The organism is Sphingomonas sp. A2-49, assembly GCF_025548555.1.
GTDB lineage: Bacteria > Pseudomonadota > Alphaproteobacteria > Sphingomonadales > Sphingomonadaceae > Sphingomonas.
The window spans coordinates 1-19,795 of record NZ_JAJLPA010000041.1 but is presented as its reverse complement, the minus strand read 5'-3'; the positions used below and the strand labels follow the sequence as shown (position 1 = coordinate 19,795).

The 19,795-nt window shown below is 62.4% G+C and carries 21 protein-coding genes and 1 other annotated feature; of the genes, 9 read left to right on the top strand and 12 right to left on the bottom strand.

What is annotated here, in order from left to right; translation table 11 throughout:
• Window positions 1-128: 128 nt before the first annotated feature.
• Both LPN01_RS18895 and LPN01_RS18890 read left to right on the top strand, forming a co-directional pair.
• A protein-coding gene (locus tag LPN01_RS18895; RefSeq protein WP_262829975.1) for an IS3 family transposase occupies window positions 129-1,357 on the top strand; the annotation gives its coding sequence in 2 pieces (ribosomal slippage) (window positions 129-417 and window positions 417-1,357; 1,230 coding nt in all).
• Window positions 410-526 (top strand) — a sequence feature (AL1L pseudoknot). (Overlaps the previous gene by 117 nt.)
• Window positions 1,358-1,419: 62 nt before the next feature.
• Entirely contained in the window at window positions 1,420-2,445 is a 1,026-nt protein-coding gene (locus LPN01_RS18890; protein WP_262829974.1) for a DUF4062 domain-containing protein, read from the top strand.
• Here LPN01_RS18890 and LPN01_RS18885 read toward each other — a convergent pair.
• Complete coding sequence (locus LPN01_RS18885; RefSeq protein ID WP_262829973.1) at window positions 2,442-2,981, bottom strand: hypothetical protein; 540 nt, start codon at window positions 2,979-2,981, stop codon at window positions 2,442-2,444. The two genes, LPN01_RS18890 and LPN01_RS18885, sit on opposite strands and share 4 nt — an antisense overlap.
• Before the next feature lie 409 nt (window positions 2,982-3,390).
• Window positions 3,391-4,538 (bottom strand): IS3 family transposase gene (locus tag LPN01_RS18880; protein WP_262829972.1). Its coding sequence is split into 2 segments (ribosomal slippage): window positions 3,391-4,277 and window positions 4,277-4,538, totalling 1,149 coding nucleotides; the frame shifts between segments, so codons are not numbered across the junction.
• Here LPN01_RS18880 and LPN01_RS18875 point away from each other — a divergent pair.
• Window positions 4,434-4,952: a transposase gene (locus tag LPN01_RS18875; protein ID WP_262829971.1), complete on the top strand. Its 519-nt coding sequence runs from the start codon at window positions 4,434-4,436 to the stop codon at window positions 4,950-4,952. The genes LPN01_RS18880 and LPN01_RS18875 overlap by 105 nt on opposite strands.
• Window positions 4,953-5,344: 392 nt before the next feature.
• Here the strand turns inward: LPN01_RS18875 and LPN01_RS18870 are convergent, their stop codons facing one another.
• The 6 genes from LPN01_RS18870 to LPN01_RS18845 all read right to left on the bottom strand — a co-directional run bounded on the left by LPN01_RS18870 (window position 5,345) and on the right by LPN01_RS18845 (window position 8,805).
• Complete coding sequence (locus LPN01_RS18870; protein ID WP_262829970.1) at window positions 5,345-5,716, bottom strand: low affinity iron permease family protein; 372 nt, start codon at window positions 5,714-5,716, stop codon at window positions 5,345-5,347.
• A gap of 576 nt (window positions 5,717-6,292) precedes the next feature.
• On the bottom strand, window positions 6,293-6,856 hold the full coding sequence (locus tag LPN01_RS18865; RefSeq protein WP_262829969.1) for an FxDxF family PEP-CTERM protein: 564 nt from the start codon (window positions 6,854-6,856) through the stop codon (window positions 6,293-6,295).
• A 259-nt stretch (window positions 6,857-7,115) separates the two neighbouring features.
• Complete coding sequence (locus LPN01_RS18860; RefSeq protein ID WP_262829968.1) at window positions 7,116-7,691, bottom strand: FxDxF family PEP-CTERM protein; 576 nt, start codon at window positions 7,689-7,691, stop codon at window positions 7,116-7,118.
• A 194-nt stretch (window positions 7,692-7,885) separates the two neighbouring features.
• Window positions 7,886-8,176, bottom strand: a complete 291-nt coding sequence (locus LPN01_RS18855; protein ID WP_262829967.1) for a hypothetical protein — start codon at window positions 8,174-8,176, stop codon at window positions 7,886-7,888.
• A 12-nt stretch (window positions 8,177-8,188) separates the two neighbouring features.
• The gene (locus tag LPN01_RS18850) at window positions 8,189-8,407 is read right to left on the bottom strand and encodes a hypothetical protein (protein ID WP_262829966.1); all 219 of its coding nucleotides are present in this window, start codon (window positions 8,405-8,407) and stop codon (window positions 8,189-8,191) included.
• A gap of 110 nt (window positions 8,408-8,517) precedes the next feature.
• Window positions 8,518-8,805, bottom strand: a complete 288-nt coding sequence (locus tag LPN01_RS18845; protein WP_262829965.1) for a hypothetical protein — start codon at window positions 8,803-8,805, stop codon at window positions 8,518-8,520.
• A 26-nt stretch (window positions 8,806-8,831) separates the two neighbouring features.
• On the opposite strand from LPN01_RS18845, the gene LPN01_RS18840 reads away from it, so the two are divergent.
• The 5 genes from LPN01_RS18840 to LPN01_RS18820 all read left to right on the top strand — a co-directional run bounded on the left by LPN01_RS18840 (window position 8,832) and on the right by LPN01_RS18820 (window position 16,117).
• Window positions 8,832-9,374, top strand: a complete 543-nt coding sequence (locus tag LPN01_RS18840) for a DUF4142 domain-containing protein (RefSeq protein ID WP_262829964.1) — start codon at window positions 8,832-8,834, stop codon at window positions 9,372-9,374.
• A 426-nt stretch (window positions 9,375-9,800) separates the two neighbouring features.
• The gene (locus tag LPN01_RS18835; protein ID WP_316749192.1) at window positions 9,801-10,094 is read left to right on the top strand and encodes a DDE-type integrase/transposase/recombinase; all 294 of its coding nucleotides are present in this window, start codon (window positions 9,801-9,803) and stop codon (window positions 10,092-10,094) included.
• A gap of 607 nt (window positions 10,095-10,701) precedes the next feature.
• Window positions 10,702-12,387: a putative bifunctional diguanylate cyclase/phosphodiesterase gene (locus LPN01_RS18830; protein ID WP_262829963.1), complete on the top strand. Its 1,686-nt coding sequence runs from the start codon at window positions 10,702-10,704 to the stop codon at window positions 12,385-12,387.
• A gap of 747 nt (window positions 12,388-13,134) precedes the next feature.
• Window positions 13,135-15,411 carry an MHYT domain-containing protein gene (locus tag LPN01_RS18825; protein ID WP_262829962.1) on the top strand — a complete coding sequence of 759 codons (2,277 nt, stop codon included), beginning with the start codon at window positions 13,135-13,137 and terminating at the stop codon, window positions 15,409-15,411.
• A 409-nt stretch (window positions 15,412-15,820) separates the two neighbouring features.
• Complete coding sequence (locus LPN01_RS18820; protein WP_262829961.1) at window positions 15,821-16,117, top strand: hypothetical protein; 297 nt, start codon at window positions 15,821-15,823, stop codon at window positions 16,115-16,117.
• A 207-nt stretch (window positions 16,118-16,324) separates the two neighbouring features.
• On the opposite strand, the gene LPN01_RS18815 is transcribed toward LPN01_RS18820, so the two are convergent.
• Window positions 16,325-16,939 carry a CHRD domain-containing protein gene (locus tag LPN01_RS18815; RefSeq protein WP_262829960.1) on the bottom strand — a complete coding sequence of 205 codons (615 nt, stop codon included), beginning with the start codon at window positions 16,937-16,939 and terminating at the stop codon, window positions 16,325-16,327.
• Between the two features lie 278 nt (window positions 16,940-17,217).
• On the opposite strand from LPN01_RS18815, the gene LPN01_RS18810 reads away from it, so the two are divergent.
• On the top strand, window positions 17,218-17,934 hold the full coding sequence (locus tag LPN01_RS18810; protein WP_262829959.1) for an IS6 family transposase: 717 nt from the start codon (window positions 17,218-17,220) through the stop codon (window positions 17,932-17,934).
• Window positions 17,935-18,238: 304 nt separating this feature from the next.
• On the opposite strand, the gene LPN01_RS18805 is transcribed toward LPN01_RS18810, so the two are convergent.
• The 3 genes from LPN01_RS18805 to LPN01_RS18795 all read right to left on the bottom strand — a co-directional run bounded on the left by LPN01_RS18805 (window position 18,239) and on the right by LPN01_RS18795 (window position 19,403).
• A complete protein-coding gene (locus LPN01_RS18805; RefSeq protein ID WP_262829958.1) occupies window positions 18,239-18,421 on the bottom strand; it encodes a hypothetical protein in 183 nt (60 codons plus the stop codon).
• A gap of 70 nt (window positions 18,422-18,491) precedes the next feature.
• Complete coding sequence (locus LPN01_RS18800; protein ID WP_262829957.1) at window positions 18,492-18,869, bottom strand: BLUF domain-containing protein; 378 nt, start codon at window positions 18,867-18,869, stop codon at window positions 18,492-18,494.
• A gap of 99 nt (window positions 18,870-18,968) precedes the next feature.
• Window positions 18,969-19,403, bottom strand: coding sequence for a MarR family winged helix-turn-helix transcriptional regulator (locus LPN01_RS18795; RefSeq protein WP_410482858.1), 435 nt, complete (start codon window positions 19,401-19,403; stop codon window positions 18,969-18,971).
• Window positions 19,404-19,795: the final 392 nt, after the last annotated feature.

The window sequence follows — 19,795 nt, the reverse complement described above, 5'->3', positions numbered from 1 at the left end:
AGCAGGCTAGCGAGGCAGCAACTCGCCCTTGTTGGGGCCAGAGCATTGACTTCGAAAGTACCACTTCGAGCGATATGAACCGCACCGGGTTTGTCGGAGGCTCCAACTCCTGAGAAGGTGGAGCCAGTATGAGCAAGACGACGAACAAGTTTGCGCCTGAGGTCCGCGAGCGAGCGGTACGGATGGTGCTGGATCACGAGCGCGATCAACCATCGCGATGGGCAGCGGTAGTTTCCATTGCCGAGAAGATCGGCTGCGTTCCGCAGACGCTGCATGAGTGGGTAAAGAAGGCGGAGGTGAACAGCGGCAAGCGCGCTGGCGTTCCGACCGAGGTCGCTGACAAGATGAAGGCGCTGGAGCGCGAAATCCGCGAGCTGCGACAGGCCAACGAGATCCTGCGCAAGGCATCCGCGTATTTTGCCCAGGCGGAGCTCGACCGCCCGTTCCGGCGATGATCGCCTTCATCGACGATCACCGTGAAGCCTATGGGGTCGAGCCGATCTGCCGCGTCTTGCCGATCGCCCCATCGACGTATTTCGAGCGTGTCGCGCAGCGACAGGATCCAATGCGCCTGTCGGCGCGGGTGCGGCGGGATCAGGCACTCAAGCCCGAGGTGGCTCGTGTGTTCGCCGAGAACTTTGCGGTCTACGGCGTGCGCAAGGTGTGGCGGCAGATGATGCGCGAGGGCTTTCCGGTCGCCCGCTGCACTATCGAGCGGCTGATGCGCGACATGGGTTTACAGGGCGTGATCCGGGGAAAGCCGGTTCGCACGACAATGAGCGACAAGGCAGCGCCGTGCCCGCTGGATCACGTCAACCGCAGGTTCTACGCGCCAGCGCCGAACATGCTGTGGGTGTCGGACTTCACCTACGTCGCGACCTGGGCAGGCTTCGTCTACGTCGCCTTCGTCATCGATACCTACGCCAGGCGGATCGTGGGGTGGCGGGCTAGCAGAACGGCGCATGCCAGCTTCGTCCTCGATGCCCTGGAGCAGGCTCTCCACGACCGCCGACCGGCCCATCGGGGCGGTCTCATCCATCATAGCGACCGCGGGTCGCAATACGTGTCTATCAAGTACACCGAGCGCCTCGCCGAAGCCGGGATAGAGCCATCGGTCGGCAGCGTCGGCGACAGCTACGACAACGCTTTGGCCGAGACGATCAACGGCCTCTACAAGGCCGAGGTGATTCACAGGCGTGGACCGTGGCGCAGCTTCGAAGCGGTCGAGTACGCCACGCTCGAATGGGTCGACTGGTTCAACCATCGTCGCCTGCTGGAGCCCATCGGCAACATCCCGCCTGCCGAAGCCGAAGAGCAATATTATGCTGCCGCGGAGAACCTCGATATGGCAGCGTAACTCACAACCCATGGCCTCCGGCAAACCCGGGGCGGTTCAATAGGCGGCAAACAGGGGTCATAATGTCCTACAGCGTTCGGCATCAGGTTTTCGTCAGTTCCACGTTCACTGACCTGATTGAAGAACGCACTGAGGTTATCCAAGCTCTGTGGGAATTGGATTGCATACCGACTGGCATGGAAGCCTTTGTCGCATCCAATGACAGCCAATGGGAAGTCATCCGCAAGGTCATTGACGAGTGTGACTATTACGTTCTCATCATTGGTGGCCGCTACGGCTCCGTTACAGATGATGGCGTAAGCTATACGGAAAAGGAATATAGGTACGCCAAGAAGATTGGCTTGCCTGTCTTAGCGTTCGTCCACGGTAATCCTGAAGCGATTGCCGTAGGAAAAACTGAGAAAGTCGAAGCCAACCGGCTTAAGCTTGAGGCGTTCCGTAGCGAGGTCATGGCGGATTACCCGGTTAGAAGCTGGTCTTCTGCCTCAGAGCTTGGCGGCTTGGTTTCGCGCTCAGTGGTACGCGAAATCAAAGTCAATCCTAGGCCGGGATGGATTAGGAATGATGGGTCTAGCCCGATCGCATTGTTAGAGCGGATAAATACTCTTACTGAGGAAAATCGGACCTTGCGCGATGAAGTCTCTGCGCAGTCTGGCTTTGAGATTGACGAAGCTCTTGAGTCCGGCAGCGATGAAATAGAGGTTCATGGCTCGCGGATGGTTTACAGTAAGGAGCGGGGTGGCAGCTATACAGAAGGCTGGTCCGCCTTGGTAACTTGGGATGATATGTTTCGCGATATTGGGCCGGCTTTAATAAACGAAACAACTGAGCCAGAATTGCAGCGCATCTTGGCACGCTTTCACAGTTACGATGAATTGGAAGCTGGTGTTTCGCACAGGGGATTTGAGAAGCTAGCCCCTGAAAGCTGGAATGAAGTACTAGTGCAATTCCGTGCCTTAGGGCTGCTGGATCAAGGCGTAAAAAAGCGGGGGGTCAACGACAAAGCTAGTTATTGGCGCATCACCCCCAAAGGCGACCGGCATCTAGTTAATCTGTTGGCGCGGCGAAAGACCGTGCCCGCTGCTTAGCGCTGGTCGTATGGCTTGGCATTTTCCATCAGCTTCTTGAAATGCTTGACCATCCGGTCCTGCACAAAGCTGGCGTTGAATTGGTCAAGAGTGGCGGTTCCGGCACCACCGGCTGAACCGCCGTGGTTTGGCCCCATAGTGCTTTCGTGGAACCATACGTTCTTGGCGCGCTTGACGGCAGCAATGCGAAAGTGAGGATACGTCCGCCCGGCTCCCAAGCTGGTTCGCGTATCGCCACGATAGAATACCATTCCCGCTGCGGCGGCGGTCGCGGGTCTATCGACCTTCCCTTGATACCCGCGATGTTCTGGCGTGTCTTCAGCCACCTCGAGTTCGCCCGTCCAACCGTGCGGCTTAATGTAGTCGGCAAACTCCTTCATGGCCGGGATGATGACACTATCCCGCACTTCCACAAAATCGCTGACAAACTTGGCTTGCGCTTCAGCTTCCAAGTCGCGCGCCTTTTCCACCTTCTCAACCCGCTGCTTATCCTCAGCAAACAGCGCGTCCATCGCCTTCTTGGCTTCCTCGTCCATTCAACTACTCCCTTGTTGCCTGCTATGATGGGGACAAAGCTGGCAGGATCAAGCCGTTACGCAGCCGATATGTGGGGTTCGGCTTCTAAATAGTCCGCCCCACACTGGCAGAAATGCTGGCTTTCGTGGCCAGGCGGGTAACTCAGCCTGACCATAAGCCTTACCCTTGGCTTTAGCCGTAGCACGTTGGCTACTAGATTGAAGTATCTGGCTAGTTGTTGACTAAAGCGGGTAAGAAAAACCGCAGAAAAACCGCGCCGTGCAGAGAAAAGGGCTTGCACGGTGCGGAACGGTGAGGCATTCAGAGCGCCGTAGCCAAACGGCACGAAACTAGACAGCCGGTGTAAGCCGGCTCCCACATGGGCGCTGAGGGCGGTTTTGAGCTGCTGCCGGTCCCATGGGCACGAAGTTAGGCTACCTGCGCTTGCCGCTCGAAGTCCATGGGGCTGAGATAGCCCAGCGTCGAGTGCCGGCGTGTCGGGTTGTAGAAGCGCTCGATATAATCGAACACGTCCGCCTTCGCGTGATTGCGCGTTCGATATGTCTTCCGGCCGATCCGTTCGGTCTTCATCGACGAGAAGAAGCTCTCCATTGCCGCGTTGTCCCAGACGTTGCCCGACCGGCTCATCGAGCAGGTGACGCCATTGTCGGCCATCAACCGCTGGAACTGCTCGCTCGTATATTGGCTGCCCTGGTCCGAGTGATGCAGCAGGGCGTCGGGCTTTCCGCGTCGCCAGATCGCCATCATCAGCGCATCGGTCACGAGCTGAGCGGTCATGGTGTCGCTCATCGACCATCCGACCACGCGGCGCGAGAACAGGTCGATGACGACAGCGGCGTAGAGCCATCCTTCGGCCGTCCAGATGTAGGTGAAATCGGCGATCCACCTCTGGTTGGGCGCCTCGGCGGTGAACTGGCGGTCGAGGATGTTGTCGGCGATGACCGACCGCAGGCCGTCGTCCTTGGGCAAGCCACGACGTCGCGGACGGGCCCTCAGGCCATGGACACGCATCAGCCGTTCGATGCGATGCAGACCACATGAAAGGCCTTCGGCCAGAAGGTCGTGCCAGACGCGCCGCGCGCCGTAGGTGCGATAGCTGGAGATGAAGCTCGCGCGGACTCTGGCGCCGAACTCCTCATCGCTACGGGCGCGCTTGCTGGGCGCCCGAACTAGCCAGGCGTGAAAGCCGCTGCGCGAAACACCGAGCGCTTCGCAGATCCACGACACCGGCCAGATCCCTCGGTGCTTCGCGATGAACTCGAACCTCATAGCGAGTCCCTGGCGAAGTAGGCCGCCGCTTTTTTTAGGATGTCGCGCTCGGCCTTCATTCTAGCCAACTCGCGGCGCAGCCGCTCAATCTCCTGCTGCTCGGGCTTCAGCACGCCGTGTCCGGGAAACGCCGATCCCGGGTCAGCCGTCTGTTCGCGCACCCACTTGCGCAGCACGTTCTCGTGCAAATCCAGATCGCGCGCCGCCTGCGATACCGACACCCCACGTTCCCGCACCAGCTTCACCGCCTCAATCTTGAACTCGCGGCTGAACTTCCGTCGTTGCATCTCTATCCTCCGGTTCCAAAAACACCTTATCTCGGTGTCCACGGAACCGACAGCAGCTCAAAGGCGGCGGCTCTGACCTTCATGAAGAAGACACTGAAGCGCCACGGCTCACCAGAAGCGATCACCACCGATAGTCTGCGCAGCTACAGAGCGGCGATGAACGAGCTGGGCAACGCCGAACGCCAGGAGGTTGGCCGCTGGGCGAACAACCGGGTCGAGAACTCCCATCTGCCGTTCCGACGACGAGAGCGGGCGATGTTGAGGTTCAGGCAGATGAAGAGCTTACAGAAGTTCGCCTCCGTCCACGCCAACGTCCACAACCACTTCAGCCTGGAGCGCCATCTTACCGACCGACGAACCTACAAGGAACGACGCTCAGCCGCAGTGGCTGAGTGGCAGACGCTCGTCAGCTAGGCATACGCCTCAAAGACCCACATGCGCCGTCCAGAGACGCGTCCGCATTAAACTGACAGCTCCGTTGGTGGAGCATCTGGTCAGGAAGGCAGCCAGTTACCGGCGGCTGACCGATGAATATCCCCCGGGCGTGATGAGGGACAGCCTGTCGAAGACGGCGGATGGATACGAAGCGCAAGCAAGACTCGTCGCCGCGCGCCTGATGTCGGAAGACGTATAGCGGGCATTCGGCAGCGGTTAACGTATCCGCAGCTAGCTCGGCCCGATGCAGACCGTCCAGATCCTCCTCTACACGGCACTCGTGGCGCTGGTCGCGGGGATCATCTTCGTCCAGCTACCGAACAGGCGGTAACCGGCCGTCTGATCGTCGACGAACGGTCGGCGGCACGTGTTCAGGGCTGCTGGCCATCGTTCGGAGCGTCCTCGGCCGCCTCCACGGTGCGGCGGAGCGCGTCGAGCTCGTCCGTCGTCCTGGTCTCGATGCCCGCTACCTCGTTTCGCGCACCCTGAACGGCATAGACCAACTCGTCCATCTTGAGGTGCAGCGCCTGCTCGCTGCGGCGCTGGCCGTTCAGCACCATCTGCGTCAGGGTAATCGAAGCCACCGACAGGATGAGCGTCAGCGTGTTCTCGCCGGCCGCGCCGGCCCGCAGGAACCACCCCGCGCAGAACACGGCGACCAGGACGATCGACAGCGGGGCGCCGGCGAGATCCGCCGTGCGTCCGGCGATCCGGCTTCCCGTTTCGTTCATTTGCTTCAGCATGCCCACGACCCTCCAGTCACGCGTGGTTCCTGCCCACAGACAGGTAGAAATGTAGTCAACGCCTCCTGCATCAGATCGCCGACCGAACACTATTTGCAGAAAGGGCACGGTCTTCACGGGTGCCAGCTTGGCGCTCGCGTTCCCTGTCGCGACCTAGAGGTCGCGACGTGCTTTGCGTCTTGCGCCCCCTCGGTCCGCTAAAGCGAAGCCGGCGGGGTGCAATTCCTGATCGACCTTGTCAGCGGATCGCGTTCGGATCACATTCGGGGCGGGACGCATCCCTCGCGACCCTCATCCCGCCGGAATTGCCAGACCGATTTCGGCGGGATTACGGTCCATGATCGTCCTTGCGGATCGAACGGCCTGCGTGTCTGATGCCGCGGTCGTGATGGTTGGGCCTCAACCGCTTATTTCGCGGCTCGCGCCCCGCAGGGTCATTCCAAGCCTCTGCGGGGCGCGACTCCGTCTGCGACGCTGGCTCGTGACTGCGGCCGCCCCTCGAGCGCGCGCTGACAGCGAAAGACCGCCGCCCCGCGTCCGGGGCGACGGCCTTCCAAAGCTTGGATGTCCGTGACTTCAGGCGAACGTGACGGTCGTCGTGACGTTCTTGCGACGGCGGCGCATCGCAAAGCCGACGACGCCCATGCCCAGGATCATCATCGCCCATGCGGCGGGCTCGGGGACCGCGGTCGCCGACGGGATGAAGCTCAGCTGGCCACCGTAGGCACCGCCCCCGCGCGAGAAGCCGTTCACCGTGATCGTGTTGATCTGGCCGCCGGTGATCGCCACGCCGTTGGCGAACGCGACCTCGAAGAGGCCGCCGCTGAGCTTGGTGAGGCCGGCGAGCGTGCCGTTGACGAAGACGGAGGTGAAGTCGAGGTCGTTGACGCTGCCCGGGATCGACGCGCTGGTCGTGACCGTGCCGCTGCCCAGACCGCTGGTCGGCAGGGTGAAGGTGAACATGTCGGTGAAGGCGCCTGCGGCGATGCCCGAGTTGCCGAAGTTCGCCGAGAAGGTGCCGTTCGGACCCGGCGACGCCGTGAAGTTCGGGCTGCCGACCGGGAAGGTCGTGGCCATGGCCGAGGGTGCGACGGCGAACGCGGCAACCGCCGCCAGCGTCGTGACGATCGTCTTATTCATGATGGGATCCTCTTGTCGTTCCGTGCTGCGTCGCAGCAACGGGCCGCATATACGAGGAGGCCCGAACCGCCAAGGTTCGATTAACCATGATCCCTTGATGAAACGGCGTGCCGCTGATGCACTGGCACTAGGGCGGGATGCGACCGGCGCTGAAATGAGGGAGCCGCCGCCCGATTTCTCGGACGACGGCTCCCCACTTAGCCGATGACCTCGTCCAACTCGCCGCCAGTCGATCGGCGAGCCGGACCGTCCGTCGGGATTATGCCGCTGCGGTCATCCGCTTGATCTTGGCGTCGAACTTCTTGTTCGAGCGGCGCATGGCGAAGCCGACCGCACCCATGCCGAGGATCATCATCGCCCATGCGGCGGGCTCGGGAACCGCGGTCGCCGACGGGATGAAGCTCAGCTGGCCGCCGTAGGCGCCGCTGCCGCGCGACACGCCGGTGACGGTCAGCGTGTTGAGCACGCCGCCCGTGATCGGGACGCCACCGGCGAACGCGACCTCGTAAAGGCCGCCGTTCAGCTTGGTCAGCGTCGCCATCATGTTGTTGATCGTCACCGACGTGAAGTCGAGATCGTTCGGGCTGCCGAAGATCGATGCGCTCGTCGTGACGGTGCCGCTGCCGAGGCCGTTGGCCGGCAGGGTGAAGGTGAAGCTGTCGGAGAAGTCGCCGGTCGCGATGCCCGAGTTGCCGAAGTTCGCCGAGAAGGTGCCGCCCGGACCAGGCGTGCCGGTGAAGTTGGGGCTGCCGACCGGGAACGTCGTCGCCGAGGCCGAAGGTGCTGCGGCGAAGGCGGCGACCGCCGCCATCGTTGCCAGAATGGTCTTCTTCATGTTCGAACTCCTGTTACGCGCTGCTGTTGCTTACCCGCCCCGAGAAGCGAGATAGCCGGGAACTAGGGCGCGTCCAAGGTCCTGTTAACAGCCGATTAATAGACAAAATCGGCTCGTGCACCAATTCGGAACAATCGGGAAATCGTTCCCGAAGTTGCGGTCTCACGACAAAAAAATCTGTGAGTGAAACGGCGTCAATCGTCCATCGTTGCGCGGCGAAGACGCTCAGCCTGGGCGGCGAAGATCGACGCCAGGTTCAGGTTTGCCACGCGGGCGGGGAGGCTGGCCGACTTGGCTGCGCGCGTCAGGTGAACCTCCGCCTTGGCGGCGCATCGCGCCGCTTCATCACCTTCGACCATTGCATGACTCCGATCGGGATAAATCCCGGAAGCGTGCAGAACGGACGAAGATGTGCGGCGGATCCAATCCGTGCGGGCGGCCGGTTCTGTTTCAGCGATGGCGTTTGCGCCGTCGCTGATTGGCACGGCCCGTTAACCCTATATCGGTATCCCAGGCGACGACGGGGAATCTACCGGATTGCGGCGCATCTGCGGTCCGCCAGGTGTGGCAGTCGGTTCCCCGTCACCATCGGCGCCATCGGTCGCGTAGATGACCATCCGCAGCATCAGTTCCTCTGGCGTCGTCTTCAATTCGGCGGCCGCCCGTTCGATGAGGTGGTGCACGCCGGCGGCGCGCGCGAAGTCACTGATTGGCATGGATGATCCCCCTGATCCGTGCCTATCGCGAGCAGATTGACGCTTCGTTTAAGATAGGTCCGGGGAGTCGGACGTTCTGCTCGACAGGGAAGGGCGGTTATTGCAGCGGCTCAGCGCGTGTTCCTCCGACGCAGCTCGTATGCCACGACGTCGTCCAGGCTATGGGATCTGGGAATGGTCATCGTCGTCGCCTCCTCGCCGCCGCTCGAGAGCGTCTGGGACATGGCGATGAGCAGGACGACGCTTCCCTCACCAGTCGTCTCGAACTGTTCGACCTCGGCGGCCGTTGCGCCCACCAGCACGGAGACTTCCGCGATGGACAGCGGCGGGCTTCGCGCAGGCGTGTTGTCCGTCGGCCGAGTTCCGCAGCATCGACCTGCGGCGCATGCGTCGGCCATGACCAACATTCTTCAGGAGAGAGACTATGACGATCAAGCATTTGGGGCTGTTCCTAGCCGCCATGACGACGACCACGCCGCTGTTCGCGCAGACGCCGCCACCACCGCCGCCTGCCGAAGCCAAGACCTCGGCGATGCCCTATGTCATGGCCGCGGGCATGAGCGACCTGTACGAGATCAATTCGAGCGAGATCGCGCTGCAGAAGTCGCAGACCACGGCGATCCGCAGTTTCGCGACGATGCTGATCAAGCATCATAAGATGACGACGATCGCGACGATGAAGGCCGCGAAAAAGGCCGGCCTGACGCCGACGCCGCCGATACTCGATGCCGGCGCCACCGCGTCGATCGCCGAGTTGCAGGCCGCAGCGCCCGGCGATTTCGATCGGATTTATGTCGGTCAGCAGATCCCGGCACACCAGGCCGCGCTCGACCTGCACCAGAGCTATGCCGCCAGCGGCGGCAAGGCGCCGCTGCGCATGTCTGCCAGGGCCGCCGTGCCGATCGTCAAGAAGCACATCGCCGCTGCGATGAAGCTGCAGGCCGGCAAGGGCATGGGCGGCGTGTAAACGCCTCTGTCGGGCAGCAGCGAGAGTTGTTGCCCGACAGAGACGGGACTTTTCGCTGCATGTGCGAGGCTCCGGCGAAACAGATTGAGGATGGTGCCGGCGATTCTCTAGGCTGAGGAAGTCAAACTGGCGGGGCTGCTCGCCGGGGTCGATCAGGGCGGACCAACGCTACGCGTGAGGTGCGGCATAAGACGCTGCAGGTAGCGCAGCAGCGCGTCCGAACGTTCCTCAGACGTGTGACGCCCACAGAGTGTGAGGCGATGAACGCGGACGTCATCTCGGCGCTTAGGCGCGGACGTATCCGTCATTTGTGTTTGATAGGTACCTGCGCGGCTCACGCCGGTGCCTGTTCATGCGCCCGTCCTTCGCCTTGATGCGCGTACAAATAACGGCAGTTTGCTCGTGTGATTTCGTCGCGCCGTCAAGATCGCGGACGTCAGCTTCCGTAGATACGGTGCTGCCATAGACGAGCTTGGCTGTCGCGAGCGTCAGGGGATTGGCCGCTGGGCGAACAACCGGGTGGAAAACAGTCATTTGCCATTCCGACGACGAGAGCGGGCGATGCTGCGGTTCCGGCAAATGAAGACGCTGCAGAAGTTCGCTTCCGCCCACGCCAATGTCCACAACCATTTCAGCCTGGAACGCCACCTCATTGATCGCCAGACCTACAAAGAACGACGCTCCGCCGCGCTGGCGGAGTGGCAGATCCTCGCGAGCTAGGCCGCGACGTTCAAAGACCGACGTGCATCATGTGGAGAGCGGATCGCGTTAGACTGACAGCACCGATCAGATAGTCTTTCGCGACGGGCCGGTCGAGGAAGTCTTCGGGGTCAAAAAACATCGCGGTCGTGCCGGTCTTCGGCACGTCGGACCGCAGGCGAGGGAGCGGGCCGCCAGACTTGGCGCGCGGGTTGCAAAGGGTGACACGGACGGCAGCCTGGGGCGACGTGCACGCCATCCATAACGGAACAATGGAAGAGCTTGATATCGGTGCGTTGCGGGACGATGCCCGGATGGTCCATCCCTTCGTCCGGCGCAGATCCGACGTTTGGACCGGACGGTGCATGATAGGCGGCGCCTCTGGCGGTCGGCAGGATGGCCGGATCCGCCGGAGGATCCTGATTGAGCAGGCCACCGTGGCCGCCGCCGTCCATTGCGTGTCCGCGCGACGCCCCTGGCGCTGCGCTGGTCGCCCCGCGACCCGGTGTGTCGAGAAGGGATGCGAAACCGGCGGCCGCGGACGGAGCCGGACGCCCCCTGGGGTCGATCACCAAAACTTTATAGGTTTCCTGTAGGGCGACGACGATGCAAGGAATCGACTGATCAGATGAACCCGCCATCGAGCCGTGATCGATTCGACCAGATGTTGTCGCGTTCGGCCACGGCGGCGATCTGCGCTGATCCCGACAATCGCATCGTCTCGTGGAACACGGCGGCCGAGGCTCTTTTCGGTCACGCCGCCGTCCAGGTCATCGGCAGGCCGCTCTCGATTATCATCCCCGAACGCTTCCGCGCATCTCACGAGGCGGGGCTTGCACGAGCCGTTCGATCCGGCCAGGCTCGCCTTGCCGGCCAGGCCGTGGAGATCCTCGCGCTTCACGCCGATGGAAACGAGCTGCCGGTGGAACTGTCCCTTTCCATGTGGCTCGAAGACGGGAAGCCCATGTTCGGAGCCTTGGTGCGGGACGTCACAGACCGCGCTCGCGCTATGCGGCGGCTGGAGCACCTCGCGCACTGCGACACGCTGACGTCCCTTCCCAATCGCAACGCTATGCAGGCCAGGCTGCAGGCAGCGATCGCCGAGGGCCCCGTCGCCCTGCTGATGCTGGACCTGGACGGCTTCAAGCACGTCAACGACACCTTGGGCCACTCGATCGGAGACAGGCTTCTCGCGCAGGTGGCGAAGCGTCTGACGGACGCCGCCGAGGGCGACGAGTTCCTCGCTCGCATCGGGGGCGACGAGTTCGCGATCGTGGTTCCGTCCTGTCAGGATCCCTGCAGGCTGGACGGCCTGGCGGAGCGCATCTTCGGTGCGCTGTCGCAGCCGTTCGAGCTCGCGGCGCAGTCCGTCTTCGTCGACGCCAGCATCGGGATCGCGTTCGCTCCGCAGGACGCGCGTGACGGCGAGGAGCTGTTGGCTCATGCGGATCTCGCGCTCTACTCCGCCAAGGCGAAAGGCGGTGGCGCCCGGACCTTCTTCATGCGTGCCATGCAGACCAGTGCCGAAAGACGGCTTAGGCTGAGCATGGACATGCGTGGCGCGCTGGCGCGCGAGGAGTTCGAACTATGGTATCAGCCGCAGGTCCGGGTCGGCGACGGTGCGGTCGCCGGCGTGGAGGCGCTGCTGCGCTGGCGGCATCCCGACCATGGACTGCTGCTGCCGGCGATCTTCGTGGAAGCGTTGGAGCGGAGCCCCGCCTCCGCGGAAGTCGGCGACTGGATAATCCAGGAGGCGTGCAAGACTGCCGCCTCTTGGCAGAGCGCCGGACTGCCTCCTGTGCGGGTGGGCGTGAACCTGTTCGCCGGTCAGCTCTATTCGGAACGACTGTTCGACGTCGTGACGACCGCGCTGGACGCGCATGGGCTTTCACCATCGCTTCTGGAGTTGGAGATCACCGAGAACACGGTCCTGCAACACAACACCAATTCCACCAAGGCCCTCCGCCGACTGAAGTTGCTGGGTGTTCAGGTGGCCTTCGACGACTTCGGCACTGGCTTCGCTTCCTTGAGCCTGCTCCAGAAGTATCCCCTGACGTGTCTGAAGATCGATCGCAGCTTCATCGCACGGATCGACCGCCGGGCTGGCGATGCCGCGATCGTCGGCGCGATCATCACGATGGCGCAACAGCTTGGTCTGCAGGTGATCGCCGAAGGGGTTGAGACCGCTGCGCAGGAAGAGGTGCTTCGGCAGCTGCGTTGCGACGAAGCGCAGGGATACCGCTACGGGCGTCCGATGCCCGGGCACGAGTTGTTGCGCATGTTCGGGACGTCCTATGCTTCGACGGGGGGATGAGAGCCGGTAAAGCCGCGCGACTTTGGACAACGATGATCTTCATCACGGATGAGGAAGGTCGCTCTCGTGCGGAAACTTCGTTCAAAAGGCGTTCTTTTGTTTGGGCCGCTCGCGTCAAGGTCGAAGGACCTAAGGCCGCGACGTCGGAAACTCGTTTGAGGGTGCCATCTCGGCCTCGGATGACCACTGCGCGATGTGCATTTTCCGATAGCGATCATTGTCGCGTGAGCGCCGGCATCATGTCGCCGCTTCCCATGTGCGACACCGGGCAGCGAGCGGAGTTTTCTGCATCCAAACCGCCGAACCTAGACTAGCCGACGCGACAGCGCAGCAGCATGGAACAAGTCGATTGCGACGATCGCCACATGGCCGGGGATCCCGGCTTCCCAATTCGGTCTTTGCGATGCGGACGCGCACCAGTGCGAAGCTGAGCTAGACCTCGACGATTTGCGCTGACCGCTGGTCCTACACACCTGACCGCGGTCCGCCGGACGGCATCGGCCCAAGGCAGACGCCGGCTTCCGGGATCGGCTTTCCGGCTAGTCGAGCGTGAATTCCCTCGATGGTCGAGAATGCCCGGAGAAACAACATTCCGCAATGGCTCTCCGAGCAAGGACAATCGGAAAGCCTCGGTGCCTTGATTGTGTGAGGTGGCTTCGCCGGCGCGCGACGGTGCCGACGCGAAAGCCGTTGCCGCTCAAGGCGTTCCGACGCATCGTATCGGGTCGAGAACGAATTGGGGACGACATGCCGGGGACTTATGACGAGGGCTTGGTCGCGTTGTCGATTTTGATAGCGATCGTGGCCAGCTACACCGCGCTCGATCTCGCCGGACGGATCCGCGCCTCGGAAGGGTCGGTTCGGCACGCATGGTTGACTACCTCCGCTCTGGCGATGGGCGGCGGGATATGGGCGATGCACTTCGTCGCGATGCTGTCCTACCGCATGGCTGGCGTCTCCGTCAGTTACGACGCCGCGCTGACGCTCGCTTCTCTTCTCGTCGCCATTTTGGCCACGGGCATCAGCTTCGCCGTCATAGGTGCCGGTGCGGCGTCAGTCGCAAAGCTCCTCGCCGCAGGGACGTTCATGGGCATTGGGGTAGCTGCCATGCACTATCTCGGCATGGCGGGCATGAGGATGCATGCGACCATAGCTTACGATGGGCTTTGGGTGTCCGCCTCCGTGGCAATCGCCGTTTGCGCGTCGACCGTCGCGCTCTTCCTGTCGGGCCGGAGCGATGGCGTGACGCACCGGGTCAGCGCGGCCATCGTGATGGGCGTCGCGATCGCCGGCATGCATTTCGCCGGGATGAAGGCTGCGACCTTCATGATGTCTGCTCCGTCCAGCCTGGCTGCCGAGGCTTCCAGTCTCTCTTCGACGACGATCGCGTTGACGATCTCGGCCGCGGCTCTTCTGATCCTGTTTCTCGCCTTGATCGCCGCCATGTTTGATCGACGCTTCGCCGCCATGGCGGCGCGGGAGGCCGAGGCGCTGAAGATCAGCGAGGAGCGCTTTAAGGCTTTGTATCGGGGCACGCCGCTGCCGCTCCATTCGTTGGACGAGGCAGGCCGCATTGAACACGTCAGCGATGCGTGGCTGAGGCTTACGGGCTACGATCGGGCCGAAGTAGTCGGTCGCCCACTCATCAACTTCCTGACCGAGGCGTCGGCCCGTCAGGCACGCAAGGAGGATCGTCCGATGCTCATGCGTGATGGCGCGTTGACGGACCGCGAATATCGTATCGTGACAAAGGGTGGAGACGTCAGGGACGTCGTCGCCTCGGCTCGTGTCGAGATGACGGAAGATGGCGTGTTTCAGCATATCCTTGGGGGATTGACGGACGTCACCGATCGAAAAATAGCAGAAGAGGGGCTGCGCCAAGCACAGAAGGTCGAGGCCATCGGGCAGCTTACGGGGGGCATCGCCCACGACTTCAACAATCTTCTCGCGGTCGTGATCGGCAATCTCGATCTTCTCTCGCGGCAGGTCGACGAGGGGTCGAGGGCTCGCCGTCTGGTGGACAACGCGATGGCGGGGGCTCAGCGGGGGGCGTCGCTGACGCAGAGGCTGCTGGCGTTTGCCCGCCGGCAGGATCTGCGCCCGGAAAGGGTCGACGTTCCTGCCCTGGTGCGTGGCCTGTCGGACATGCTGGAGCGTTCGCTGGGGCCTTTGGTCCACATCGACACGCGCTTTCCGCTTCGACTTCCTCCCGTCCACGTCGACGCCCATCAACTCGAGCTTGCCGTGCTGAACATGGCGGTGAACGCCCGCGATGCGATGCCCGAAGGCGGAACGCTGACGATCTCCGCTGCTGACGACATCCTTCCGGCCGACGCGGCGTTCGAAGGCGGACGGTTCGTCAGGCTGGAGCTGACCGACGACGGGGTGGGGATGGATGCGGACACCCTTCGTCGTGCCGCCGAGCCCTTCTTCACGACCAAGGGCTTAGGCAAGGGCACGGGGCTGGGACTGAGCATGGTGCACGGGCTCGCGGCCCAGTCCGGCGGTCGGATCCGCATCGACAGCACGGCAGGCGTGGGGACCACCATCTCGCTGTGGCTTCCCCAGGCAAGTGCGGTCGATCGTCGCAGGTCGGACGGGCCCTCGAACCTCATCCCGGACGTCCCGCCTCTGTCGATCCTGGCGGTGGACGACGACGAGCTGGTGCTGGCGAACACGGCAGCGATGCTGGAGGACCTGGGCCATCACGTGATGACCGCCACGAGCGGAGCGGAGGCGCTCCGACATCTCAAGACCATGTCGCACTGCGACCTGTTGGTCACCGATCAGCTGATGCCGAACATGACCGGCGTGCAGGTAGGGGCGGAAGCGCGTGCCTTCCTGCCCGGCCTACCTGTACTCCTCGTCAGCGGGTTCGCCGAACTGGACGGCCAGCACTTGGCGCGGTTCGAATTCCTACATAAGCCGTTCGACCGCACCGCGCTCGCCCAGGCTGTCGCGCGAACGTATGCTCTAGGCAAGATCGTGCGCCTCGACGATCGGCGGTCGGCATCTGCAGACTGATTTGAGCGGCCCTGTCAAACCAAATGCACCTGCCGGTAATCAGCGCAGGGTAAGGCATTCCGATGCCTCGCCCCCCCAAACCCGCCTCACCGTTTCGGTACTTCAACTCTTCGCCCGAGGTGATCCGGCTGGTGGTGCTGATGTACGTGCGGTGAAGATAGGCGTCGAAACGGGACCCCACCCTATCTCGCTTCATCCCTCTTAGTTTGCACGAGAATCTGCTCTTGAGGGGGTCTTGATCGGCGCCGATCGGGACCCCTTCAAACCAAAATTTTATCTCAAAAATAAGTACTTACGCGGTCGACCGGTGGGGTCCCGGGTTGACGCATATCGACAGTCCACACGCTTCCCCGCTTGCTCTAACAGCGCCTCGGCCGCACCATCCGCCGCGAACCTCGGGAGACAAGCGGTGGCGACGGCGGCGGCGGCGATTTTGGCGAAGGCACGGCGGGACGTCGTCGGTCACTTCATGACGTGCAACGCGGTCTCCCCGGCCAGTGCGATCGCTTACGAGCCTTCGACACGGGTCCAGCGGCGCATGTTCGACCGCCTGCAGCGTGACGGCGTGCTTGTCGCGGCGGCGGACAATCGCTGGTTCATCGACATTCCACGCTATCACGAAAGCGTGAGCACCCGGCGTAAGCGAGTTCTCGGCGTGCTCGGTGCGGCGATCCTGGCGGCGGCGGGGTTGGCCTTAATGGGCTGATCCGGCCATAGCTCTTCCCCCTCGGAATGCTGGTAAGGCGCCTGAGCGCCATCGGCGGGGTAAGTCGGCGAGGAGAGGGCGGCGGAATGGCAGCTGTCTCGCCCGCGCGATCAACGGAGGGGTACTCTTCGTCACATAAAAGCCGCCGCCCCAAATCCGGGACGACGGCTCCCTTCAAGCCCGCCAAGAGGAAGCGGGCAAAGTCTATCAGGCGTAAGCGACCGTTGTGGTGACGTTCTTATGGCGGCGACGCATGGCGAAGCCGACCGCTCCCATGCCGAGGATCATCATCGCCCATGTGGCGGGCTCTGGGACAGCGCCCGCAAGCTGACCGCGAATTTCACCGCCGGGATTGGCGACGGTATGAACGTTCAAATAGGCTAGCCCACTACTGAGGCCACCTAGGAACGTCGAGCGCGCGTTCGCCGCGGTGCCCCCAGAGGCCGTGAGAAACGCGCTGGTATACGTGGATGCGAGAGTGAGATCGTAGGTGCCCATGATGGTGCCCGCTGTTGTGCTCGGTACCGTGAAGCCAATGGCAACAGGAGCGTTCACGCCGACTGCTGAGCAACAGTGCACATGACCTGCCACTGCATTCGAGCTAAGGCCGCTAAAGTTGATGAGCACGCTGAAGCTGTTCATGTCGTCGGCGAGGGTCAATTGGCCGAAGCCGATGCCGGCGGTTGTTACAGGTGGGTTTTCGTTGGCACCGAGCATGGTCGTTGTGAATGTCGTCGCGGCTTGAGCCGATGGCACCATCGCGGTTGAAACCGTCGCCAGTGCCGCGCAGACCGCTACCCGCCCGAAAGTCGTCATTTGCATGTCGTTTCCTCCCATTGGCCGCGCCGTAATGCAGCGGTCGCAACAGCTACGACGGACCATGAAGAAAAGTTGCTGGAAGATTAACAGCGACGCGATTTGCGACCCGAGGGATCAAATCGTCTCGTGCAACGAATGCGCCCTCCGACGCCGGTGCGGCCACAACAGCCTTTTGAGGCGCTGCCGCTCGGTGGCCGCCTCGCTGAACCTCGGCAGCAGTGCGCATGGCTCCGTCAAACCAAATACACCTGCCGGTAATGAGGGCAGGGTAGGGCGGCGGGATGGCCCGCCCGAGCAAACCCACATCGCCGTTTCGGTACTTCAATTCCTCGCCCGAGGTGATCCGGCTGGTGGTGCTGATGTACGTGCGGTTTCCGCTGTCGCTGCGCAACGTGGAAGACCTGCTGTTCGAGCGGGGGATCGACATCTGCCACGAGACGGTGCGGTTGTGGTGGAACAGGTTCGGGCCGTTATTCGCCGGTGACATTCGCCGTCAGCGGGTCAACCGCATGCGGGGGTTTCGCCACTGGCGCTGGCACCTAGACGAGATGTACGTGAAGCTGAATGGTGAGATGGTCTATCTGTGGCGAGCGGTGGATCATGAGGGCGAGGTGCTGGAAAGCTACGTCACCAGGAGCCGCGACAAGGCGGCAGCGCTCCGCTTCATGAAGAAGGCACTGAAGCGCCACGGTTCACCGGATGCGATCACGACCGACGGTCTGCGCAGCTACGGCGCTGCCATGGACGAGCTTGGCTGTCGCGAGCGTCAGGAGATTGGCCGCTGGGCGAACAACCGGGTGGAAAACAGTCATTTGCCATTCCGACGACGAGAGCGGGCGATGCTGCGGTTCCGGCAAATGAAGACGCTGCAGAAGTTCGCTTCCGTCCACGCCAATGTCCACAACCATTTCAGCCTGGAACGCCACCTCATTGATCGCCAGACCTACAAAGAACGACGCTCCGCCGCGCTGGCGGAGTGGCAGATCCTCGCGAGCTAGGCCGCGACGTTCAAAGACCGACGTGCATCATGTGGAGAGCGGTTCGCGTTAGACTGACAGCACCTCACTGAGCTTAATCATGGGTCTGTTCTCCGGCTTGGGTCAGCATCATGCTGCCCCACCAGCCAGAGCCCCGGTGATGGGCTCACCCGGGGCGATGCGGGGCGCGTTTAACCCCCGCGGTTCGTGTAACCACGCTGTCGCTCGCTCGCGCGCCGAAGTCGAATGGAATGTGCACCGTCCGGCCTTGATGCCAGGTCACTTGCCAAGGGGACCAATGCCTCCTTGCAAAGCGACCGAAGCGTCAGCGATGATCGCGACGTTGATCAGGTCCGACCGGCGTTGCACTGACCAAATCGAGTTTTGCCAGCAGGTCGTCGAACGATGCGTCGTCCTTCACGGGGAACAGCCGCGTGAACCCCTGGCCCAGCCGAGCAAGGTCGTGTTGCGTTAAAAATCCTACAGCGACGATCCTGTCCGATGACACGTCAAATCTCCCGACGATACGTCAACCGCTCAGACACCGTTCGGTGCCCTTCGGAACATACGGCGGTTATTCAGGCAGACGGCTGATCGAAGAAATAGCGCTGCAGGTCCGGGTCGAAATGCTCGAGCCGACGACGCAAACGCCACATGGCGTCGTCCGAAGGATGGCTTGGGTCGCGCAGCTCCATGCTCCAATACGCAAAATCACGTTCGGTCACGGCGTGATCGCTGATGACCGTCACATCGGTATGTCGCGGGTCGGCCTGGATGCGGTCGAACGCCGCGGCGACGCTGTCTTCTGGTCCTTCGAGCACCTGCAGGAAGGTGCGGCCATCGAACACCAGCACGCCGGTAATCCCGTCCATGCCGTTGTTCCGCTTCGACGATGCCATGATCGCGCTGACATCGACCCGTTCGGCCGCCCGGCTGTGGTAGAAGATCTGACGCAACGGGACGCTCTGCACGGGCGGCTTTTATGCTGACCCCGTCAGGTACGCAAGATTGACCCTTCTACCTGCTGCAGCCGGTACGTGCGTCAGCTACCGCCATCAGCGCCGTTGCGTCGCTTGTGTGCCTCGTTCCAATTTGTCGGCACCTTGGAATGCGGCGAATTGACGCTGGGCATCATTACTCATCAGGTTCAGCATCATCGTCCAATAACCGTGCACAGCCTCTTCGCCGGAGGCGGTGTAAGCGCGGCTCATATTGTCGTGAAGTCCGGCAAAAAGTCTTTGCTCGAGTATTTTGCCGGATGGCGTCAGCTTGAGCAGCCGCTGACGCCGATCCTTGAGTCCCGGTCGCTGCCGGATCAGGTCACGATCTATGAGGCCTTTTAAAACACGGCCTAACGACTGCTTGGTGATTCCAAGCAACGCCAAGAGATCTGACACGGTCAGATCCGGCTGTCTGCCGACAAAATAAAGGCATCGATGGTGGGCGCGCCCGAGCCCCAGGGCCGCAAGTTCCTCGTCGGAATGGCGCAAGTGCGATCTGTGAGCGAAGAGAAGGAGGTCCATTCCGCCACGGATAACGTCGTCCCGCAGATATTGGGCAGGTGGGGGGCGTAGAGCATCTGGCATATTAGGCGGCGTCTCTGAGGCGGGGGTCTTAAGCTATGACGTCGCGGAATGGCAGCATCCGCACCCTATTGTCCGAAAAAATTGCGAACCGTTTGAAGCCCGATAACCGACGTGGGGGGCGTCTGGCTCTCCCAGGTCGCCGCGTTAGACCGTCAGTCCCGCGTGACCGCGGCGGATGACACCCTCATTTCGATACCACCAGTCGAGTTTTCGGACGCGGCCAATGGCAGTCACGAACGATCGCATGGCGGGATAGAGTGGCACGGCCGCTCTCGGAATATGTATTATCCTCCGGC

What these genes read in the sequence shown, in the direction of transcription:
- LPN01_RS18890 (WP_262829974.1), top strand. Translation starts at nt 1,420, where the DNA reads ATGTCCTACAGCGTTCGGCATCAGGTTTTCGTCAGTTCCACGTTCACT.
- LPN01_RS18850 (WP_262829966.1), bottom strand. Translation starts at nt 8,407, where the DNA reads ATGCCAATCAGTGACTTCGCGCGCGCCGCCGGCGTGCACCACCTCATC.
- LPN01_RS18825 (WP_262829962.1), top strand. Translation starts at nt 13,135, where the DNA reads ATGCCGGGGACTTATGACGAGGGCTTGGTCGCGTTGTCGATTTTGATA.
- LPN01_RS18865 (WP_262829969.1), bottom strand. Translation starts at nt 6,856, where the DNA reads ATGAATAAGACGATCGTCACGACGCTGGCGGCGGTTGCCGCGTTCGCC.
- LPN01_RS18815 (WP_262829960.1), bottom strand. Translation starts at nt 16,939, where the DNA reads ATGCAAATGACGACTTTCGGGCGGGTAGCGGTCTGCGCGGCACTGGCG.
- LPN01_RS18870 (WP_262829970.1), bottom strand. Translation starts at nt 5,716, where the DNA reads ATGCTGAAGCAAATGAACGAAACGGGAAGCCGGATCGCCGGACGCACG.
- LPN01_RS18840 (WP_262829964.1), top strand. Translation starts at nt 8,832, where the DNA reads ATGACGATCAAGCATTTGGGGCTGTTCCTAGCCGCCATGACGACGACC.
- LPN01_RS18860 (WP_262829968.1), bottom strand. Translation starts at nt 7,691, where the DNA reads ATGAAGAAGACCATTCTGGCAACGATGGCGGCGGTCGCCGCCTTCGCC.
- LPN01_RS18845 (WP_262829965.1), bottom strand. Translation starts at nt 8,805, where the DNA reads ATGGCCGACGCATGCGCCGCAGGTCGATGCTGCGGAACTCGGCCGACG.
- LPN01_RS18830 (WP_262829963.1), top strand. Translation starts at nt 10,702, where the DNA reads ATGAACCCGCCATCGAGCCGTGATCGATTCGACCAGATGTTGTCGCGT.
- LPN01_RS18885 (WP_262829973.1), bottom strand. Translation starts at nt 2,981, where the DNA reads ATGGACGAGGAAGCCAAGAAGGCGATGGACGCGCTGTTTGCTGAGGAT.
- LPN01_RS18810 (WP_262829959.1), top strand. Translation starts at nt 17,218, where the DNA reads ATGGCCCGCCCGAGCAAACCCACATCGCCGTTTCGGTACTTCAATTCC.